This window comes from Paenibacillus sp. FSL P4-0338, assembly GCF_038002365.1.
Taxonomy (GTDB): domain Bacteria; phylum Bacillota; class Bacilli; order Paenibacillales; family Paenibacillaceae; genus Paenibacillus_AQ.
The window spans coordinates 3,416,314-3,432,704 of the sequence record NZ_JBBOCG010000001.1; the positions used below are offsets into that span (position 1 = coordinate 3,416,314).

Genomic DNA, 16,391 nt, shown 5'->3' on the forward strand with positions numbered 1-16,391 from the left:
CCCGCACATGTCGGGGCTACAGCATTGGTGAATCCCCTTGACAACATAATAGGACCTCCTGCCACCGTGCAGCAGAAGGTCCCGGTTGTAAGGTCTATTCGAGGAAATCCTTCAGCCGCTTACTGCGGCTAGGGTGACGCAGCTTACGAAGCGCTTTGGCTTCGATCTGGCGAATCCGCTCGCGGGTTACGCCGAACACCTTGCCCACTTCCTCAAGGGTTCTCGTCCGTCCGTCATCCAGTCCGAAGCGCAGGCGGAGCACATTCTCTTCACGCTCAGTCAGCGTGTCCAGCACATCCTCCAGCTGTTCCTTCAGCAGCTCATACGCCGCTGCATCGGCAGGCGCCAGCGCCTCCTGGTCCTCAATGAAATCTCCCAGATGCGAATCATCTTCCTCACCGATTGGTGTTTCCAGCGATACCGGTTCCTGGGCAATCTTCATGATCTCTCTAACCTTCTCAACGGTAAGCTCCATCTCCGCTGCAATCTCTTCCGGCGATGGCTCGCGTCCCAGCTCCTGCAAGAGTTGACGGGAGACCCGGATCAGCTTGTTGATGGTTTCGACCATATGCACCGGAATACGGATCGTACGGGCCTGGTCGGCAATCGCACGCGTAATCGCCTGACGAATCCACCAGGTCGCATAGGTACTGAACTTGAAGCCTTTGTTATGGTCAAACTTCTCAACCGCTTTGATCAGACCCATGTTACCTTCCTGAATCAGATCCAGGAACAGCATGCCGCGTCCGACATAACGCTTGGCGATACTGACCACGAGCCGCAGGTTCGCTTCTGCCAGTCTCCGCTTCGCTTCCTCATCACCATTCTTGATTCGCATCGCCAGTTCTACTTCATCGTCAGCCGATAACAGCGGCACGCGGCCGATTTCCTTCAAGTACATCCGGACGGGGTCGTTAATCTTGATACCCGGAGGCAGCGACAGATCATCGTCAAAGCTGAAGTCGTCACCTTCTTTGTCCTCATTGTCTTCGCTTGGACGAAGGCTGTTCACCTCTTCATCGTTCTCATTGACAACCTCGATCCCCAGATCGCTCAGCTGCTCGTAGAATTCCTCCATCTGCTCGGGGTCCTGATCGAATGGCGACAATTTCTCCATGATATCTTTGTAATTAAGTGATGATCTTTTCTTCCCGTGATCAATAAGCTGATCCTTAACCTGATCCAGAGTAAATTCCGCTTCCAGTTCAGTGTGCTGATCGTTCGCCATAATTCGACTCCCTCCTCCCTAGGTACATCCTGTCAACAGCTCATTGTCTCTCTAGGGCTAAAATTTCACTTGCTATTTGTGCTGCACGCAAAAAGTCACCGGATTTCTCCGCCTGAATCATCTCTTCACGCTTGGGTTCAATTTTGCGCTGCAGAGGATACTTCCGCACTTCACGAATACAATCGTCCAGAACCTGCGTATTCCAGTCCGGAGGGGTATCCATCATGGAGATGGCCGTTGCGGTCTTCTCCAGACGGTCGTCCTGAAGCGATGATAGAAACCGGCTGATGCCGGGTGGTTTGCCTTGCGCATAATAAGCATATAGATAAGCGGCGATTGCCGCATGATCATCAATATTGAACTCTTCCCCGAGCCGTTCACCCACATAGGCTGCTGCTTCCGGGTCTTGAATCATTAAGGATAACAGGCGCCGTTCCGCAACATGGTAAGCAGGCAGCAACGTAGGTGTCTGCACTTGCCCTTTTTTATGCCTACCATTATTCCACCTATTGTCGTTATTATCCCCTTCGGGGTTGTTTTTTTGCATGGAGGCACGAAGTAAATTGCAATCCTGCTTCAGACTGTCATAGGACAGCTCAAGCTCGGAGGCGATTTCCCGCAAGTATACCTCCCGCTCCGTTGAAGAAGGGAGCCCGGCGATAATCTCCAGAGCCTCCTTGACATAGGCAATTTTGCCGTCTTCCTCTAGGAGTATATGGTTTTTTTTCAGATATATAAGCTTAAATTTGATGGAAGACACAGCAGAGTCAATCACCTGTTCCCTGAATCTGTCCCCGCCATGCCGGGAGATGAATTCATCCGGGTCGAGGCCGCTTGGAAGCAGTGCTACCTTGACCCGCAGTCCGCTGGCTTCCAGGATAGGAATGGCCTTAAGGGCGGCAGCTTGTCCAGCCTTATCTCCATCATAGGCAAGCACGATCTCATCTCCAAGGCTCTTCATCAGGGCCACATGACCCTCAGTGAGCGAGGTTCCCATCGTGGCTACCCCGTTCTGTACACCTGCCTCCCACGCCGAAATGACATCACCGTATCCCTCGAACAGGACGATTTGCCGCGTTTTGCGGATGGATGCTTTGGACTGGTGCAGATTGTACAGAATACGGCTTTTGTTGAATAACCGGCTCTCGGGAGAGTTCAAATACTTCGGCTGCCCCTCCCCGAGAATGCGTCCGGCGAAGGCGATCGTCTTACCCATGCGGTTCGCAATCGGAAAAATAACCCGGCCGCGGAAGCGGTCCAGATATCCTTTGCCTTCCCCTCTGGCAGACAATAGTCCGCCCTTCTCCATCTCGGCGAGATCGAAGCTGCGCTTCTCCAGAAACTGCAGCAGCGTATCCCAGCGGTCCGGCGCGTAGCCGATCTGGAACTGGTCAATCATTTTGTCGCTGAACCCCCGGGTTCTTAAGTAATCCATGGCGGCAGTGCCGTATTCCGTGTTCTTCAGCAAAAAATGATAAAACTTCGCCGATAATTCATACGCCTGAATCAGCCGGTCCCGCTCAGGATCGGGGGCAGCCAGCGCCCCGCCTCTCCCCTCAGGAACAGGGATATCACTCTCTTCCGCCATGATTCTGACTGCTTCGGGGAAGGATAATCCTTCGATTTCCATCCTGAATTTGATGGCATTTCCGCCCATACCGCAGCCAAAACAATGAAAGACTCCCCGGTCAGGGGTTACAGTGAAGGAAGGGGACTTCTCCGAATGGAACGGGCAGAGGCCCCATAAATATTTACCCTGCTTGGACAAATGGACAACCTTGCTGACTGTATCGACAATATCATGCCGCGCCAGCACGTTCTCGATAACCTCTTCGGGAATAGGACCATGTCCGCTAGCCACATTAGCCACCTTCATCTCTTATACAGTTAAATATAATTCGCTATAGCTGGACATTCTCCTGCAAAATTGTTAAAAGTTTTGTCAGTTTATGTTGAAAAAGATTTTTTTCCTCTGCGGTAATCGCTTTGGGACCCTTGGAATAGTTCCCGCGCCTGCGTTCAACCGCCTTGGCATGCCTGCTCTCCAGCATAAAATCCATGGTAGAATTCTCATATTCCTGGCCCCGGTTCGAAAGAGCAAGGCAGCGTTTGCCCAGCGCCAGCGCCGCCAGTCCATAATCCTGCGTAATTACGACATCTCCTGCAGAAATATGATTGGCGATATAGAGGTCGGCACTGTCTGCCCCGCGGTCCACCTGAACCACCGTAACGCCTTCTTCCGCCCGCAGCACATGATCATAGGAAGAGACCATCAGCACCGGAAGCCCGAACCTGCGCGCCACGGTAATAATCTCCTGCTTAACCGGACAAGCATCACCGTCCACAACAATCTTCCTTAGCCGGGAAGTTCCCAAGTTCAGCCTCACCAAATTCCTGTGTAATATATATTACGCTCCCTATGGTCAAAAATCCTTCTTTCGTAAAGCATAAATACGGAACGAATGTCAACTACGCATTGGCACCGTTCCGTATATTTATACCCTAAACCCTCGATCTATACCATAAAATCGCAAACATTACTTAAAAGCTGCCTGAACTACCACACCAGCTTGCCGAAATCAGCAAACAACTTGGAGTCGGTATGAATGCCAGCCAGCAGCGCCAGACGGGTCGAGCGGACGGCTTCGTCTTCGGCCATAACCATTACAGAATCGAAGAATCCGGTAACTGCTGCTTCAAGTCCCGACAGAATCTGCAGGGCTTCAGCAGCATGTCTGGAAGCAAGGGCAGTGCGGTAAGGCTCATGAATACTCTGCCAAGTCGCATACAGCTTCTGTTCCGCTTCTTCCTTAAGCAGGGCCGGGTCGATAATTACACCTTCCGGAGCTTTGGCGGCCAGATTGCTGACACGGGTCAGTGAATCCACAGTGGTTTTGAAATCAGCCAGATCGGTTACAGCATTCATCAAAGCCAGACTTCTGCTTACTACATCAACGATATCATCGAAGCCTGCCGCAAGCGCTGCATCCACAACATCATAGCGTACATTGTTGTCGGCTAACAGACGTTTGACACGCAGACCGAAGAACTCATACAGGGTTATACGCAGTTCAGGGGTGAAATGTTTCTCTGCACGGGAACTTCCATGTACTTCCAGTGCCGCTGCAAAAATCTCCTTCAGGCTTAGGCTCAGCTGATGCTCCAGCACGATCTGGACAATGCCTGCCGCCTGACGGCGCAGAGCATACGGGTCCTGGGAGCCGGTTGGAATAATTCCGATGGAGAAGCAGCCGACAATCGTATCGATTTTATCAGCAAGGCTGACTACAAGACCTGCCTGTGTAGAAGGAACGGCATCTCCGGCGAAGCGCGGCTGATAGTGCTCGAAGACCGCTTTGGACACCTGCTCTGTTTCCCCGGCCTTACGGGCATAATCCTCACCCATCGTGCCTTGCAGTTCAGGGAATTCCCCTACCATCTGGGTCACCAGATCGAATTTGCAAATATCCGCTGTACGGCTCACTTCCGCAGCTGCCTCTGAAGACAGCTCAAGCTTCACAGCCAAGCGGTCAGCGATGGCACGGATACGGCACACTTTGTCCCCTACACTGCCCAGCTCTTCATGGTAGACGATATTCTCCAGCTTGGCCAGAGCATCGTTAATCTGTAGCTTCTGGTCTTCTTCATAAAAGAATTTGGCATCCGACAAGCGGGCGCGCAGCACCTTCTCGTTCCCCTTGGCGATGACATCCAGCGATACCGCGTTCCCGTTACGTACCGTTACGAAGAACGGCAACAGCTTGCCGTCTTCACCAAACACCGGGAAGTAACGCTGATGCTCACGCATCGAGGTGATCAGCACCTCCTGCGGAATATTCAGGAAGGCCGGATCAAAGGTACCGAACAGCACAGTCGGCGTCTCTACCAGGAACAGGACCTCTTCCAGCAGATCCTCCTTGATCGCAATCTTCCAGTTCTTCTCTTCCGCAAGCTTATGAATACCGCTTAGAATCAGTTCTTCGCGCTCCTTCACATCCACCAGCACATGCTGGCTGCGCAGGGCTTCAACGTATGCAGCAGGCTCCGTAATCACAGCCTCTTCACCAAGGAAACGGTGGCCACGGCTCACATTGCCAGCCTTGACTCCGGTAATCGAAAGGTCAATGATCTCTTGGCCAAAGAGAGCCACCATCCAGCGGATCGGACGCACGAACTTGAAATCATAAGCGCCCCAACGCATATTTTTCGGGAAGGTCATGCTGCTGACAATGCCAGCCAAGCCTTCAGAGAGAAGTGAGGCTGTCTCAATGCCGGTGCTGCTCTTGGTCACATAGATGTATTCAACTCCTGCCAGTTCCTTGAACGTGAATTGCTCCGGCGTGGCTCCTTGACTGCGGGCAAAGCCCAGTGCAGCCTTGCTCCATTCGCCGCTGGCATCCAGTGCGATTTTGCGTGACGGTCCTTTAACCTCTTCGCTTACATCCTCCTGCCGCTCAGCGGCATCCTTCACCAGTACGGCAAGGCGGCGCGGTGTTGCATATGCACTGACGCCCTGATGACTGATCCGCGAGGCCTCCAGCCATTTCGCCGTTCTGTCCTTCAGTTGCTCCATCGCCGCCCGGATAAAGCGTGCAGGGATTTCCTCCAGACCGATCTCGAACAGAATATCCTTAGACATGGTCAGCACCTTCTTTCTTCAGCAGCGGGAAGCCCAGCTTCTCGCGTTCCTCCAGATATGTCGCCGCTACGGTGCGGGCCAAGTTGCGTACTCTCGTAATGAAGCCTGTGCGTTCCGTTACGCTGATCGCGCCGCGCGCATCCAGCAGGTTGAAGGTATGCGAGCATTTCAGCACGTAATCATACGCCGGGAAGACGAGGTGATTCTCCATTGCTCTGCGGGCTTCCTCTTCGTAGGTGTTGAACAAGCTGAACAGCATTTTGACATCCGAGACTTCAAAGGTATACGTGGAATGCTCGACCTCCGGCTGATGGAAAACATCTCCGTACGTCATGCCGTCTACCCATTCCAGGTCAAATACATTCTCCTTATCCTGAATATAAGAGGCCAGACGCTCCATCCCGTAGGTAATCTCCACCGCTACCGGACTTGCTTCAATTCCGCCAACCTGCTGGAAGTAGGTGAATTGGGTAATTTCCATACCGTCCAGCCACACTTCCCACCCGAGACCCGCACAGCCCAGGGACGGATTCTCCCAGTTATCTTCGACAAACCGCACATCATGCAGCAGGGGATCTACGCCAAGTGCCTTCAAGCTGTCCAGGTACAGCTCCTGAATATTGTCCGGGGACGGCTTGATGATGACCTGGAACTGGTGATGCTGATACAGGCGGTTCGGGTTCTCCCCGTAGCGGCCGTCAGACGGGCGCCGTGAAGGCTCCACATAAGCAACCTTCCACGGCTCCGGGCCCAGGGAACGCAAAAAAGTCATAGGGTTCATCGTGCCCGCCCCTTTTTCCGTATCATACGGCTGGACGAGAATACAATTCTGGGCTGCCCAGAACTGCTGCAGGGTCAGAATCATCTGCTGAAAGTTCATAACTACCGGCTCCTTCGCTTTACAAGTGTGTACTGCCTCTTGCTTATGACTGGCTCTTGCTGCTGCGCGATGGAGGCGGCACCAGCTTCTATGTACCTGCGGTCTATGATGGAAGAAGAATGTCCCCCACAGCCACAAGCCAAAAAGCTCCCGCCCCCATGCCTGATGAACAGACATAGGGACGAGAGCTCAAATATGTTCTCCCGCGGTTCCACCCTACTTGATTACGCAAAAATCACGAAATCCACTTTTCATGCTGCCGCTTCCGTACTCCCGGGTGCCCTGTTCATGAACGTCGTCCCGCCAGGCTTCCACTACCCCCGGCTCGCTGCTGCGACAATACCGCCCACTACTTTCCCGATCCACGCACTCTCTCCAGTTCTGGAGCAAACACGGCAATCTTATAAAAGAAACTGAACTTATAGTAACGGATAATTTGCGATTCGTCAAATATTGTATTTATCGAGCTGGTCCAGGAAGCTCTGGGACTTCAGTCTGAGCCCCAACTGCATATCCATGAATCCCCGCATGACGGTCTTCAGCTCCGCACGGGTCTCCGGCTTCACATCAACATTTCCCAGCCTGGTCAGATCCAGCGCCGCGAAGATCCGCAGCAGCTTCAAGGCACGCGGGGAAATCTCCATGGCCGGCGGATCGTTATGCCGGCAGCTGCGGCAGAGAACTCCCCCCAGACGGGGACTCATTCTAAGCTCCTCATCCGGCTTGTCTTTGCCGCAGACGATACAGGAGTCGAGCTGAGGCCCGTAACCCGCAGCCTGCAGTACCTTCATTTCAAATACATTATTGATAATGCCGGGCTCTTTGTCTTCCTCCAGTGCATTCAGGCAGGCGGTTAGCTGGCGGTACCAGAAGCTGCCAGTCTCTTCATCATGCAGTACCCGGTCCAGCAGCTCGCAGGCATACGATGCATACGCCGCCTTGACCAGATCCTCACGTAGCGGATGATGGGACTTCGTGATCTCTCCGGCATTGAGTGTTCCCAGTCCACCGTTGTTGCGGAAGAACACGAACTCACCTGTTGTGAACAACTGGATCAGGGCAGCATGACGGCTTTTGACCTTCTTGGCGCCCCGCACCAGAACCCCTACTTTACCGGCGTTCTCGGTGCAAAGCGTAATAATGGCGTTCCCTTCACCGTAGTCCATGCTGCGGATGACGATCCCTTCCACCCTGTATAGCATGCCTCTTCCCCCAACCACTCGGCAAGCAACCAGTTCTTATTGTGCTTCTTCATCGATAGCCATCTCTTCCTCCGCCGGCAGCGTTCCGCTGCCCTCGGGCGAATCCCCAGCTTCCCTGTACAGCAAATACGCATCGAGATCTCCAGTCATTGCAAAATACTTCCACGAAAAATTCCGCATTCGTATTCATCCTTTCTTCGGAAACACGATGTCTCTTCAGATGTAGGATGTGCGATGCCCCAGGATCTATCCGTGCAATTCCTGCCAAGTAGAGGCGGCTTGAGAGGTGATCATTCTTTATGGAAGCCCAAATCCCGCAGGACGCGGTCCTGGTTACGCCAGTCTTTTTTCACCTTCACCCATAATTCCAGGAAAATCTTCGAGCCCAGCAGATTCTCAATATCCGTCCGCGCACGGCGTCCGACTTCCTTCAGCAGCGCTCCCTGCTTACCGATAATAATTCCCTTCTGGGAATCGCGCTCGACAAAAATAACCGCCGAAATATGCACAACCCCATTGGGTTCCACGCTCATATCCTCAATCGCCACTGCGATGGAATGCGGCACCTCTTCACGGGTCAGATGCAGAATCTTCTCGCGGATCAGCTCCGCGCAGACGAACTGCTCGGGGTGATCGGTAATCTGATCGTCCGGATAATACTGCGGGCCTTCCGGCAGATATTTCTGCACCTGCTCCAGCAGCGTGTTGACATTATTGCCCATCTTGGCTGAGATCGGCACGATCTCGGCGAACGTATGCAGCTTGTTATACTCCGTAATCATCGGCAGCAGCGCTTCCGGCTCAATCTTGTCAATCTTGTTCATGACCAGAATGACCGGAGTCTTAATGCTGCCAAGCTGTTCCGCGATAAAACGGTCTCCTCCGCCCATTCCCTCAGATGCATCCACCAGGAACAACACCGCTTCCACTTCATGCAGCGTGCTCATCGCGGTCTGATTCATGTAATCGCCGAGCTTGGACTGTCTTTTATGGATACCCGGGGTGTCCAGGAATACAATCTGTGAGTTATTCGCCGTGTATACTCCGTGAATCTTATTCCGTGTGGTCTGCGGCTTGTCCGACATAATGGCAATCTTCTGGCCGATTACCTGGTTCATGAGTGTTGATTTGCCTACGTTTGGTCTGCCGATAATGGCGACAAACCCTGATTTGAATTTCATATGATCTTCCTTCCTTACTACGTGGTTAGAATCGTCCAAACTTTAATTCCAAAGCGTTCAAAAGATTTTCGATCCCCCTAAGTCCCCCTTCGCCAAGGGGGACCCCAAGGGCCCCGGCCCTCTGGACACCCGGAATTGACGTGGATGCAGCGCTTGGCGCGGCAAGAAACTTTGGAAGGAGGATCGCTTTTCGTTCCCTGCGGGAACACGCTTGACTGCGGCGCATTTGATTGGCGGTGGCCAGCATGCTGCGCGGGACAGGGAGCTGTGGAGCATGAGCGCTTGCCGTTCCCTGCGGGAACACGCTTAACTGCGGCGCCTTTGATTGGCTGTGGCCAGCATGCTGCGCGGGACAGAGAGCTGTGGAGCATGAGCGCTTGCCGTTCCCACCGGGAACACGCTTGACTGCGAAGCGGGAAAGACTAATTTGTTGAACACCGAATCCTGCCCATGCCCACTCGCAATAACTAGCCCGGCATGCCTACAATAACTAACCTGCCATGCCTACAACTGTCTTAATTGTATTTTGTACACTTATTCCGCTCCAAATCAGCGGTAAATAGACTTTAGTTGTAATTCATACATCTATTTTCCTCATCAACGTCACTTTCGACGATATCTGATGAATTTAGTTGTACAATTTACACTTAAATCAACTTTTGGCGGGAATAGGGGAGAGTTAGTTGTAGAATATACAGTTAACTTCGGAGCACCAGCGCTATTGGTTACCTCCGGGAACACGCTTGACTGCGGCGCGAATAGTTGATTAGTTGCAATGCTTAGACCCACACGCTTCCCGCACGCACACGCTAGCTCCTGCCATCACTCCGCACTCTGCCCCTGCGCCAGATCCGCCGGGCCGAAGGCGCCAGGAAGCAGGTCACGGACCGTAGTCTCCACAATATCGCCCTTCAGGTTGCCGAGAATGACCGGCATATCGGGGCCGCACAGCTCGACCATCACCTGGCGGCAGACGCCGCAAGGTGATACTGGGCCATCCGTATCTGCTACTACTGCTATAGCTTTGAAGGTACCGGGCTTATGGCCGTCCGCAATGGCGCGGAACATGGCCGTCCGCTCCCCGCAGTTGGTGGGACCGTAAGCGGCATTCTCGATGTTGCAGCCGTGGTGGACTTTGCCGTCCTGATCCAGCAGCGCTGCCCCCACCCCGAAGTGGGAATACGGTATATATGCATTGGCTCTTGCCTTGATCGCTTCCTGAAGAAGTAGCGCAGAATCCATAGTTGTCCTCCTAAAAGTTTTTCATCTTCTTCGATTAATCTTCGTACAAAACTCGCTTCGTAAGCATACGCTTAGTTTTATTGAGCATTCGCTTCATCGAATCTTCATCGAAATAAAACTCGCTTCGTAAGCATCAGCTTAAGTTTTGTAAGCTTACGCTTCTTCGATTAGTTCTCGTACAAAACTCACTTCGTAAGCATTAGCCTAGTTTTATTGAGCACCCACTTCATTCATTGCCCTGAAAATGTCACTCTAATTAAAGATGACGGAGCGCGCAAAGCGGGTCCGCCTCTTACACCAGCTGAAGTTGTAAACTGATTATGACATAAGACCTGTGATCCAGTCCATCACGGGATGATAAAAAACATAGATTCCGGCAATCACGGCAAACACCGCCGTAAGCAGCACGGCGCCTGCGGCGGTATCTTTGGCCTTCTTGGCCAAGGGGTGAACCTCAGGCGACACCAGATCAATCGTCGCTTCAATCGCCGTGTTCAGCAGTTCGGCTGTCAGCACCAGCGTAATGGCCAGCAGCAGCAGCATCCAGCTTGACGGAGGAAGTCTGAACACAGCGGCGGCAGCCACTACCAGAACAGCAAGGCCGCTGTGCACCTTCATGTTCAGCTCCGATTTGAAGGCCGCTGCAATGCCGTGCGCTGCAAAGCGAAAGGAATGCCAGAATTTTTTGTGGCCCACCGCCGTATTCTTGACCATTAGCGTGTCAACCCGACCTGAGCCAGAGCCTTCTCCTGCTTAGACATCATTTCGGCCTCAGCCTCCGGCTCCTGATGATCATAGCCCAGCAAATGCAGGAACCCGTGCACGAACAGGAAGCCCAGCTCCCGCTCCAGGGAATGGCCGTATTCCTCAGCCTGCTCCTGCGCCCGGGTAACCGAGATGATAATATCCCCAAGCACATTCGGTACTTCTTCCAGCTCTTCGTCTTCATCTGCTAAATCATATTTAATCTCCAGCTCGTCTTCTCCGGCCTCGTTCATTGCGAAGGAGAGCACATCTGTCGGACGGTCAATACCGCGGTATTCCAGATTCAGCTCGTGAATGCGTTCGTTATTGACGAAGGTCAGATCCACTTCCCCCGTGTCAATTCCTTCAGCAATGCCTGCTGCCTGAAGAATCCGCTCCAGCAGTGCAATCAGATCGCCGTTAATTTCATGTTCATCCTGTTCATTGTTCCAAACGACGCTCAGACTCATTTTTGATGGCCCCTTCCTCTTTTTTGGGCTTACGCACATCCTCGGGGTATTCAATCCGGGAATGGAAAATACCCATAACAGTCTCTTTCAGTGTCCGCGAAATAATATCCAGCTCCTTGAGCGTCAGATCGCATTCATCGAACTGATGGTCATCCAGCCGGCTTTTGATAATTTTCTCAATCATAGTCTCCACCTGCACCACGGTTGGCTTACGGAGCGAACGGACGGCGGCCTCCACACTATCGGCGATCCCGACGACTGCGGATTCCTTTGACTGCGCCTTCGGGCCGGGATAACGGAAATCCTCCTCCGTGAAGTCCGGCTCTACCCCCTTATCTTCTGCAAGCTTCAATGCCTTATGATAAAAATAATGCAGGAACGTCGTGCCGTGATGCTGCTCCGCTATATCGCGGATCGGCTTCGGCAGCTTGTATTCCTTCTGCATCTCCACCCCGTCCCGGGCGTGGGCCACAATGATCGACTTGCTCAGCTTCGGCTCAATCGAGTCATGCGGATTCTCCATATTGTTCTGGTTCTCTATGAAATAGAACGGGCGCTTCGTCTTGCCGATGTCATGATAATACGAGCCTACCCGGCACAGAAGTCCGTCCGCACCAATCGCTTCGGCCGCAGCCTCGGACAGATTACCTACCATCACGCTGTGGTGATAGGTGCCCGGCGTCTCAGTAAGCAGCTTACGCAGCAGCGGATGGTTCGGGTTAGACAGTTCTACGAGCTTCAGTGCCGACAGAATGCCGAACGTTACCTCGAAGAACGGCATCAAGCCGATGACCAGCACTGCGGTAAGCAGCCCCCCGGCAAAGGAGAAGCCCAGAGCATATAACGTATTCGTCTCGTTCCATACGCCTCCGCTCAGCATCGTCAGTATGGCCACAGTCAGGCAACCGAGCAGGGACACCATAATGCCGCCCTTCAGCAGCGTTGAACGTTGTCCGGCGCGGTGCGTCGAGAAGATGGCAACATAACTCACGATTAGGGCAAAGAAGCCGAAGGTGAAATCAAAGATAGTATTCTGCTGAACATTCAGCAGGATACTGGCCAGAATGCTGAACAGAATGGAACAGAAATAAGCTAAGGTCATGTCCAGCAGCATGGAAATCAGCATCGCGCCGAGAGCCACAGGTGCCAGATAGCCGATATATGTCCGCACATCGGTCTGCAGGAAGGCCGTAAGCTTCATCATAACAATCGTAATAATAAAGACCAGTACCAGCATAAGCAGCTGGGAGTTATTGTATTTGAAGCCTGAGGCTCCGCCATTGTAGCGGATGAAGGTCATCAGACCAAAGGACAACAGTGCAGAGAGCAGCAGCAGGCCGAGTTGCGGCCAGTAATTAATCTCTTTACTGAGCAGACCGTTCTCATCCAGCAGCTTGTACAGCTCAGGGGTAATCTCCTGATTCTTGGCGACTAGCACATCCCCCTGCTCGATGAACACATCCGGCGTATTCTGACGGGCCTGCACCTTCGCTTCCTTGGTCGCATCCTCGTCATAGAATTTGTTGGCGGTAATCACCAGCCGCACCAGCTCCTGAACCACCTCGCGGGCGGTCCGCTGTCCCAGCGAACTGACGCTGACCTGCTCGGCCACCTTGGCGCGTGCGCTCTGGGCGTCGGTAATCTGGTCATTCATCAGCTTGGTGACAATATCCCGGGCCACCGGCTTCATTTCGATGATATCCTGCTGAGTCAGGCGCGGGATCTTGATATAGGTCTCTTCCGGAATGACGTAGGCCTGATCCTTGATAACGGACTGCATTTCATCCAGCAGATGCTCGGAGTAAGTCCCGGCCTTCTGGCTGGCCGCCACGAAATTAAGAATAAAATCATTCGCCCGCCGCGGAATCTCTTCCCGGTAAATCTCTGTCTTCTCACTCTGTGAAATCGTATCATCCTGATTCAACCCGCCGATCCGGTCCAGCAGCAGAGTTACTAGATTCTCCGCCCGGATAGGAATAATGGCATAACGGTTGGTCACATTCTCTGCAGCAGTCTCCTGGGCCTTGAGCTTGGCGTTGTTGTCCAGGATTTGCTTGGGAGCTGTAATCTCCTTGGCACTGCGGGTTCCCTCTTTGATATCATACCTTTTGGGCAGCAGATCAGAGGACAGGCTGAGGTAGAAGACAACGGCCAATAACAGGAAAAGAGCATAGCGCGTCACCGCGCTATACTTCCATCCGCTACTGCTATATACAAATCCGCTTAATTTCGATGGTTGCTTTGAGGCCATGAAGACAATCCCCTTTTTTATTGGAGGTTTTCGGCAGAGCGGTCATAGGCAACGATAATTTTCTGCACAAGGGAATGACGGACAACGTCCTGCTCAGCGAAGTAGACAAAGCCAAGCTCCTCGATACCGGAAAGAATCGTTTTGGCTTCGATCAGCCCTGACTTCTTGCCGCGCGGCAAATCGATCTGGGTCACATCGCCCGTGATGACCATCTTGGAGCCGAAGCCCAGACGGGTGAGGAACATTTTCATTTGTTCGGGCGTGGTATTCTGCGCTTCATCAAGGATGATAAAAGCATCCTCCAGCGTACGTCCGCGCATATAGGCAAGCGGTGCAATCTCGATCAGCCCGCGCTCCAGCGCCTTTGCCACCTGATCAGGCCCCATAACGTCGTACAAGGCGTCGTAGAGCGGCCGCAGATACGGATCTACCTTCTCTTGCAAATCTCCCGGGAGGAAGCCCAGGTTCTCCCCGGCCTCTACAGCCGGACGCGTAAGCACGATCCGTTTGACCGAGCCTTCCTTCAGCGCCGTCACCGCGAGGACCACAGCCAGATATGTCTTGCCTGTGCCCGCCGGGCCGATGCCGAAGACGATATCACGCTTTTTGATGGTGCTCACATAATGCTTCTGGCCAATCGTCTTGACACGGATCGGCTTGCCGCGGAATGTGGTTGTAATCTCGCCCTTGAACAGGTCCAGCAGCTGGTCGGCACGGAAATCCTTCGCCAGCTCCACGGCATACTGCACATCGCGTTCGCTCAATATATAACCCCCGCGTACCAGTGACAGCAGCACGTTGAAGAGCTGGCCCAGCATGTCCACTTCCCGCTCCGTACCGCGAATCGTAATTTCGGCCTCGCGTGAGTTAATAACTGCCGGAATTTCTTTCTCAATGATTTTCAGGAATCCGTCCTGCGGGCCGAACAGGGATTGCGCTTCTCCCGCATTGTGCAAAGATATTTGAATGCTTGCAGTCTGTTCTGACAAGTAGCCTCATTCTCCTCAATTGTTTACTATCGGAAGTTCTTCCGCAATTCTCTCTTCCACCTCAAACAGCACTTTCATATAAACTTTACCATTCTCTTTCTTCTCATGCAAAATTTTTTGACTTTTAATGACGCTATCAGCGCCGTATCGCGCGAAAATATCGCTCTTCGCCCGCGTCAATCCTTCCGCTCTGGCTGCCTCTGGAGTAAGCGCTTCAGCGGTAGCTTTGATCTCCAGCTCCTTCTCAGTCATCAGGCCCAGCGGCAGCTGAAACGAGCGCCACGACAGCATGTCGGGCTCTGAAAGCGTACGGGACTTAGCAAACCCGGAGTCCCCATAGCCCCACAGCTGAATCGCCCACTTGCCGAGAACGAGATAGGTGCGGTCCTTGCGTTCTCCTGTATACGCACTGCCCGTTCTTTTGAGCGGCACCTCCAGATTATATTCATGCCATACAAGGCCTTTAACCATGCCTTTGGCGACTACAAACTCGGTATTCTCCTCGTCACCCAGCGCTCCGGAGATGAGGATGTCCCCTTTTTTGACCCGCGAATTCCGGCTGACCACCGGTCTGCCCTGCTCCGCATAGATTTCGGTCACCACCGCATCGGTCCGGCTGATGAGATGGCGCTGGCTGAGCAGCGGCTTATTCTCGGGGCGGTCGGCTTCGACGACCTGGATGGTAATGCTCGTCCCGGTCCGGTGGAACCCGGCCCATGTCAAGCCCGGAACCAGGGTGGTCAGCTCCCGGGACAGCTCGTCCGACTCCTGCATGCGCCAAATCCACTGAAACGGATAGACACCTTCCTTGCGTGCCGCTTCCAGAATATCCTCGGTAGGAATGCGGGTATTCCCTTCCACCTTGACGCTCCAGATCATGGAGGAGAGCAGCAGCAGGCCTACACCGAAGATCAGTATCCCTGCGGCAAAAAACTTCCGTCTCCACAAGCGCGCGAGGCGAAACGGAAGTCCGTGCCTGGCTGTAACATGCATACGGCAGCCTGTCTTTTTGAGGAGCGGGCGGAGCCGGAAAAAGTCATCCAGCAGCAGATTCAAAGAAGCGCCGTCCCCGGCAGGCCTCACATCCCAGATGATGATGCCCGCTCCGGTTACAGCATTAATGAACTTCTCCACCTGCGGTCCGCTCACATGCAGTGTAACGAACCCCCGCAGTGATGCCAGAGGCGGTTCTTTCATGGATTCTCCCCACTTTCCTTATATCTGATTTCACCGATTACTCCAATGACGGCAAGCTCCTGGCCCAGAATATTGCGGATGACCAGTCCTTCGCCGGAAATCTCCAGCACTCCTTGGGTTAATGCCAGCCTGAGCTGCTCCGAAGAGAAATGCAGCACGCCGCGGTGGTTCTCAATATACAGCTCCTTATTGCCGATCAGGGTGATCCGGGGCATCTCCTGCAGCACATCCTGCGGAAGATCCAGTACCCCGTTTGTCCATCCCCGCAGCCTGCGGCCGATACGGGTCATAAGTAGACGCTCCCCCTTCCTGCCTTCTGTACACCTTATGCGGCGGGGCGGCCGTTTATGAGAAGAACTCACATGCAG

General features: G+C 53.3%; 15 protein-coding genes. All 15 read right to left on the reverse strand.

Going from position 1 to position 16,391, the window contains the following annotated elements; translation table 11 throughout:
- Positions 1 to 94: 94 nt before the first annotated feature.
- A complete protein-coding gene (rpoD, locus tag MKZ07_RS15105; RefSeq protein ID WP_036690273.1) occupies positions 95 to 1,228 on the reverse strand; it encodes an RNA polymerase sigma factor RpoD in 1,134 nt (377 codons plus the stop codon).
- Between the two features lie 40 nt (positions 1,229 to 1,268).
- Positions 1,269 to 3,104 carry a DNA primase gene (gene dnaG / locus MKZ07_RS15110; RefSeq protein ID WP_372238047.1) on the reverse strand — a complete coding sequence of 612 codons (1,836 nt, stop codon included), beginning with the start codon at positions 3,102 to 3,104 and terminating at the stop codon, positions 1,269 to 1,271.
- 25 nt (positions 3,105 to 3,129) lie between these two features.
- Entirely contained in the window at positions 3,130 to 3,579 is a 450-nt protein-coding gene (locus MKZ07_RS15115; protein ID WP_235218323.1) for a YaiI/YqxD family protein, read from the reverse strand.
- Positions 3,580 to 3,785: 206 nt separating this feature from the next.
- Positions 3,786 to 5,867 carry a glycine--tRNA ligase subunit beta gene (gene glyS, locus MKZ07_RS15120; RefSeq protein ID WP_341026384.1) on the reverse strand — a complete coding sequence of 694 codons (2,082 nt, stop codon included), beginning with the start codon at positions 5,865 to 5,867 and terminating at the stop codon, positions 3,786 to 3,788.
- Positions 5,860 to 6,747: a glycine--tRNA ligase subunit alpha gene (gene glyQ, locus MKZ07_RS15125; RefSeq protein ID WP_036690280.1), complete on the reverse strand. Its 888-nt coding sequence runs from the start codon at positions 6,745 to 6,747 to the stop codon at positions 5,860 to 5,862. The genes glyS and glyQ overlap by 8 nt, the downstream gene beginning before the upstream one ends.
- Before the next feature lie 446 nt (positions 6,748 to 7,193).
- A complete protein-coding gene (gene recO, locus MKZ07_RS15130) occupies positions 7,194 to 7,949 on the reverse strand; it encodes a DNA repair protein RecO (protein WP_341026386.1) in 756 nt (251 codons plus the stop codon).
- 36 nt (positions 7,950 to 7,985) lie between these two features.
- Complete coding sequence (locus MKZ07_RS15135; RefSeq protein WP_076154224.1) at positions 7,986 to 8,129, reverse strand: YqzL family protein; 144 nt, start codon at positions 8,127 to 8,129, stop codon at positions 7,986 to 7,988.
- A gap of 110 nt (positions 8,130 to 8,239) precedes the next feature.
- Complete coding sequence (gene era / locus MKZ07_RS15140; protein WP_036690285.1) at positions 8,240 to 9,130, reverse strand: GTPase Era; 891 nt, start codon at positions 9,128 to 9,130, stop codon at positions 8,240 to 8,242.
- Between the two features lie 822 nt (positions 9,131 to 9,952).
- Complete coding sequence (locus MKZ07_RS15145; protein WP_036690287.1) at positions 9,953 to 10,372, reverse strand: cytidine deaminase; 420 nt, start codon at positions 10,370 to 10,372, stop codon at positions 9,953 to 9,955.
- A 318-nt stretch (positions 10,373 to 10,690) separates the two neighbouring features.
- Complete coding sequence (locus tag MKZ07_RS15150; protein ID WP_036690289.1) at positions 10,691 to 11,086, reverse strand: diacylglycerol kinase family protein; 396 nt, start codon at positions 11,084 to 11,086, stop codon at positions 10,691 to 10,693.
- Positions 11,086 to 11,586: an rRNA maturation RNase YbeY gene (gene ybeY, locus MKZ07_RS15155; RefSeq protein WP_036690291.1), complete on the reverse strand. Its 501-nt coding sequence runs from the start codon at positions 11,584 to 11,586 to the stop codon at positions 11,086 to 11,088. The genes MKZ07_RS15150 and ybeY overlap by 1 nt, the downstream gene beginning before the upstream one ends.
- A complete protein-coding gene (locus tag MKZ07_RS15160) occupies positions 11,558 to 13,837 on the reverse strand; it encodes an HD family phosphohydrolase (protein WP_036690292.1) in 2,280 nt (759 codons plus the stop codon). The genes ybeY and MKZ07_RS15160 overlap by 29 nt, the downstream gene beginning before the upstream one ends.
- Positions 13,838 to 13,854: 17 nt before the next feature.
- Entirely contained in the window at positions 13,855 to 14,826 is a 972-nt protein-coding gene (locus tag MKZ07_RS15165; protein WP_036690294.1) for a PhoH family protein, read from the reverse strand.
- Between the two features lie 15 nt (positions 14,827 to 14,841).
- A complete protein-coding gene (gene yqfD, locus MKZ07_RS15170; RefSeq protein WP_036690295.1) occupies positions 14,842 to 16,023 on the reverse strand; it encodes a sporulation protein YqfD in 1,182 nt (393 codons plus the stop codon).
- On the reverse strand, positions 16,020 to 16,313 hold the full coding sequence (gene yqfC, locus MKZ07_RS15175) for a sporulation protein YqfC (protein WP_036690297.1): 294 nt from the start codon (positions 16,311 to 16,313) through the stop codon (positions 16,020 to 16,022). The genes yqfD and yqfC overlap by 4 nt, the downstream gene beginning before the upstream one ends.
- Positions 16,314 to 16,391 lie beyond the last annotated feature (78 nt).

Bases quoted from the DNA above. Each gene is read 5' to 3' on its own strand.
- rpoD (WP_036690273.1), bottom strand. From the start codon at position 1,228: ATGGCGAACGATCAGCACACTGAACTGGAAGCGGAATTTACTCTGGAT.
- dnaG (WP_372238047.1), bottom strand. From the start codon at position 3,104: ATGAAGGTGGCTAATGTGGCTAGCGGACATGGTCCTATTCCCGAAGAG.
- glyS (WP_341026384.1), bottom strand. From the start codon at position 5,867: ATGTCTAAGGATATTCTGTTCGAGATCGGTCTGGAGGAAATCCCTGCA.
- glyQ (WP_036690280.1), bottom strand. From the start codon at position 6,747: ATGAACTTTCAGCAGATGATTCTGACCCTGCAGCAGTTCTGGGCAGCC.
- recO (WP_341026386.1), bottom strand. From the start codon at position 7,949: ATGCTATACAGGGTGGAAGGGATCGTCATCCGCAGCATGGACTACGGT.
- MKZ07_RS15135 (WP_076154224.1), bottom strand. From the start codon at position 8,129: ATGCGGAATTTTTCGTGGAAGTATTTTGCAATGACTGGAGATCTCGAT.
- era (WP_036690285.1), bottom strand. From the start codon at position 9,130: ATGAAATTCAAATCAGGGTTTGTCGCCATTATCGGCAGACCAAACGTA.
- MKZ07_RS15145 (WP_036690287.1), bottom strand. From the start codon at position 10,372: ATGGATTCTGCGCTACTTCTTCAGGAAGCGATCAAGGCAAGAGCCAAT.
- MKZ07_RS15150 (WP_036690289.1), bottom strand. From the start codon at position 11,086: ATGGTCAAGAATACGGCGGTGGGCCACAAAAAATTCTGGCATTCCTTT.
- ybeY (WP_036690291.1), bottom strand. From the start codon at position 11,586: ATGAGTCTGAGCGTCGTTTGGAACAATGAACAGGATGAACATGAAATT.
- MKZ07_RS15160 (WP_036690292.1), bottom strand. From the start codon at position 13,837: ATGGCCTCAAAGCAACCATCGAAATTAAGCGGATTTGTATATAGCAGT.
- yqfD (WP_036690295.1), bottom strand. From the start codon at position 16,023: ATGAAAGAACCGCCTCTGGCATCACTGCGGGGGTTCGTTACACTGCAT.
- yqfC (WP_036690297.1), bottom strand. From the start codon at position 16,313: ATGACCCGTATCGGCCGCAGGCTGCGGGGATGGACAAACGGGGTACTG.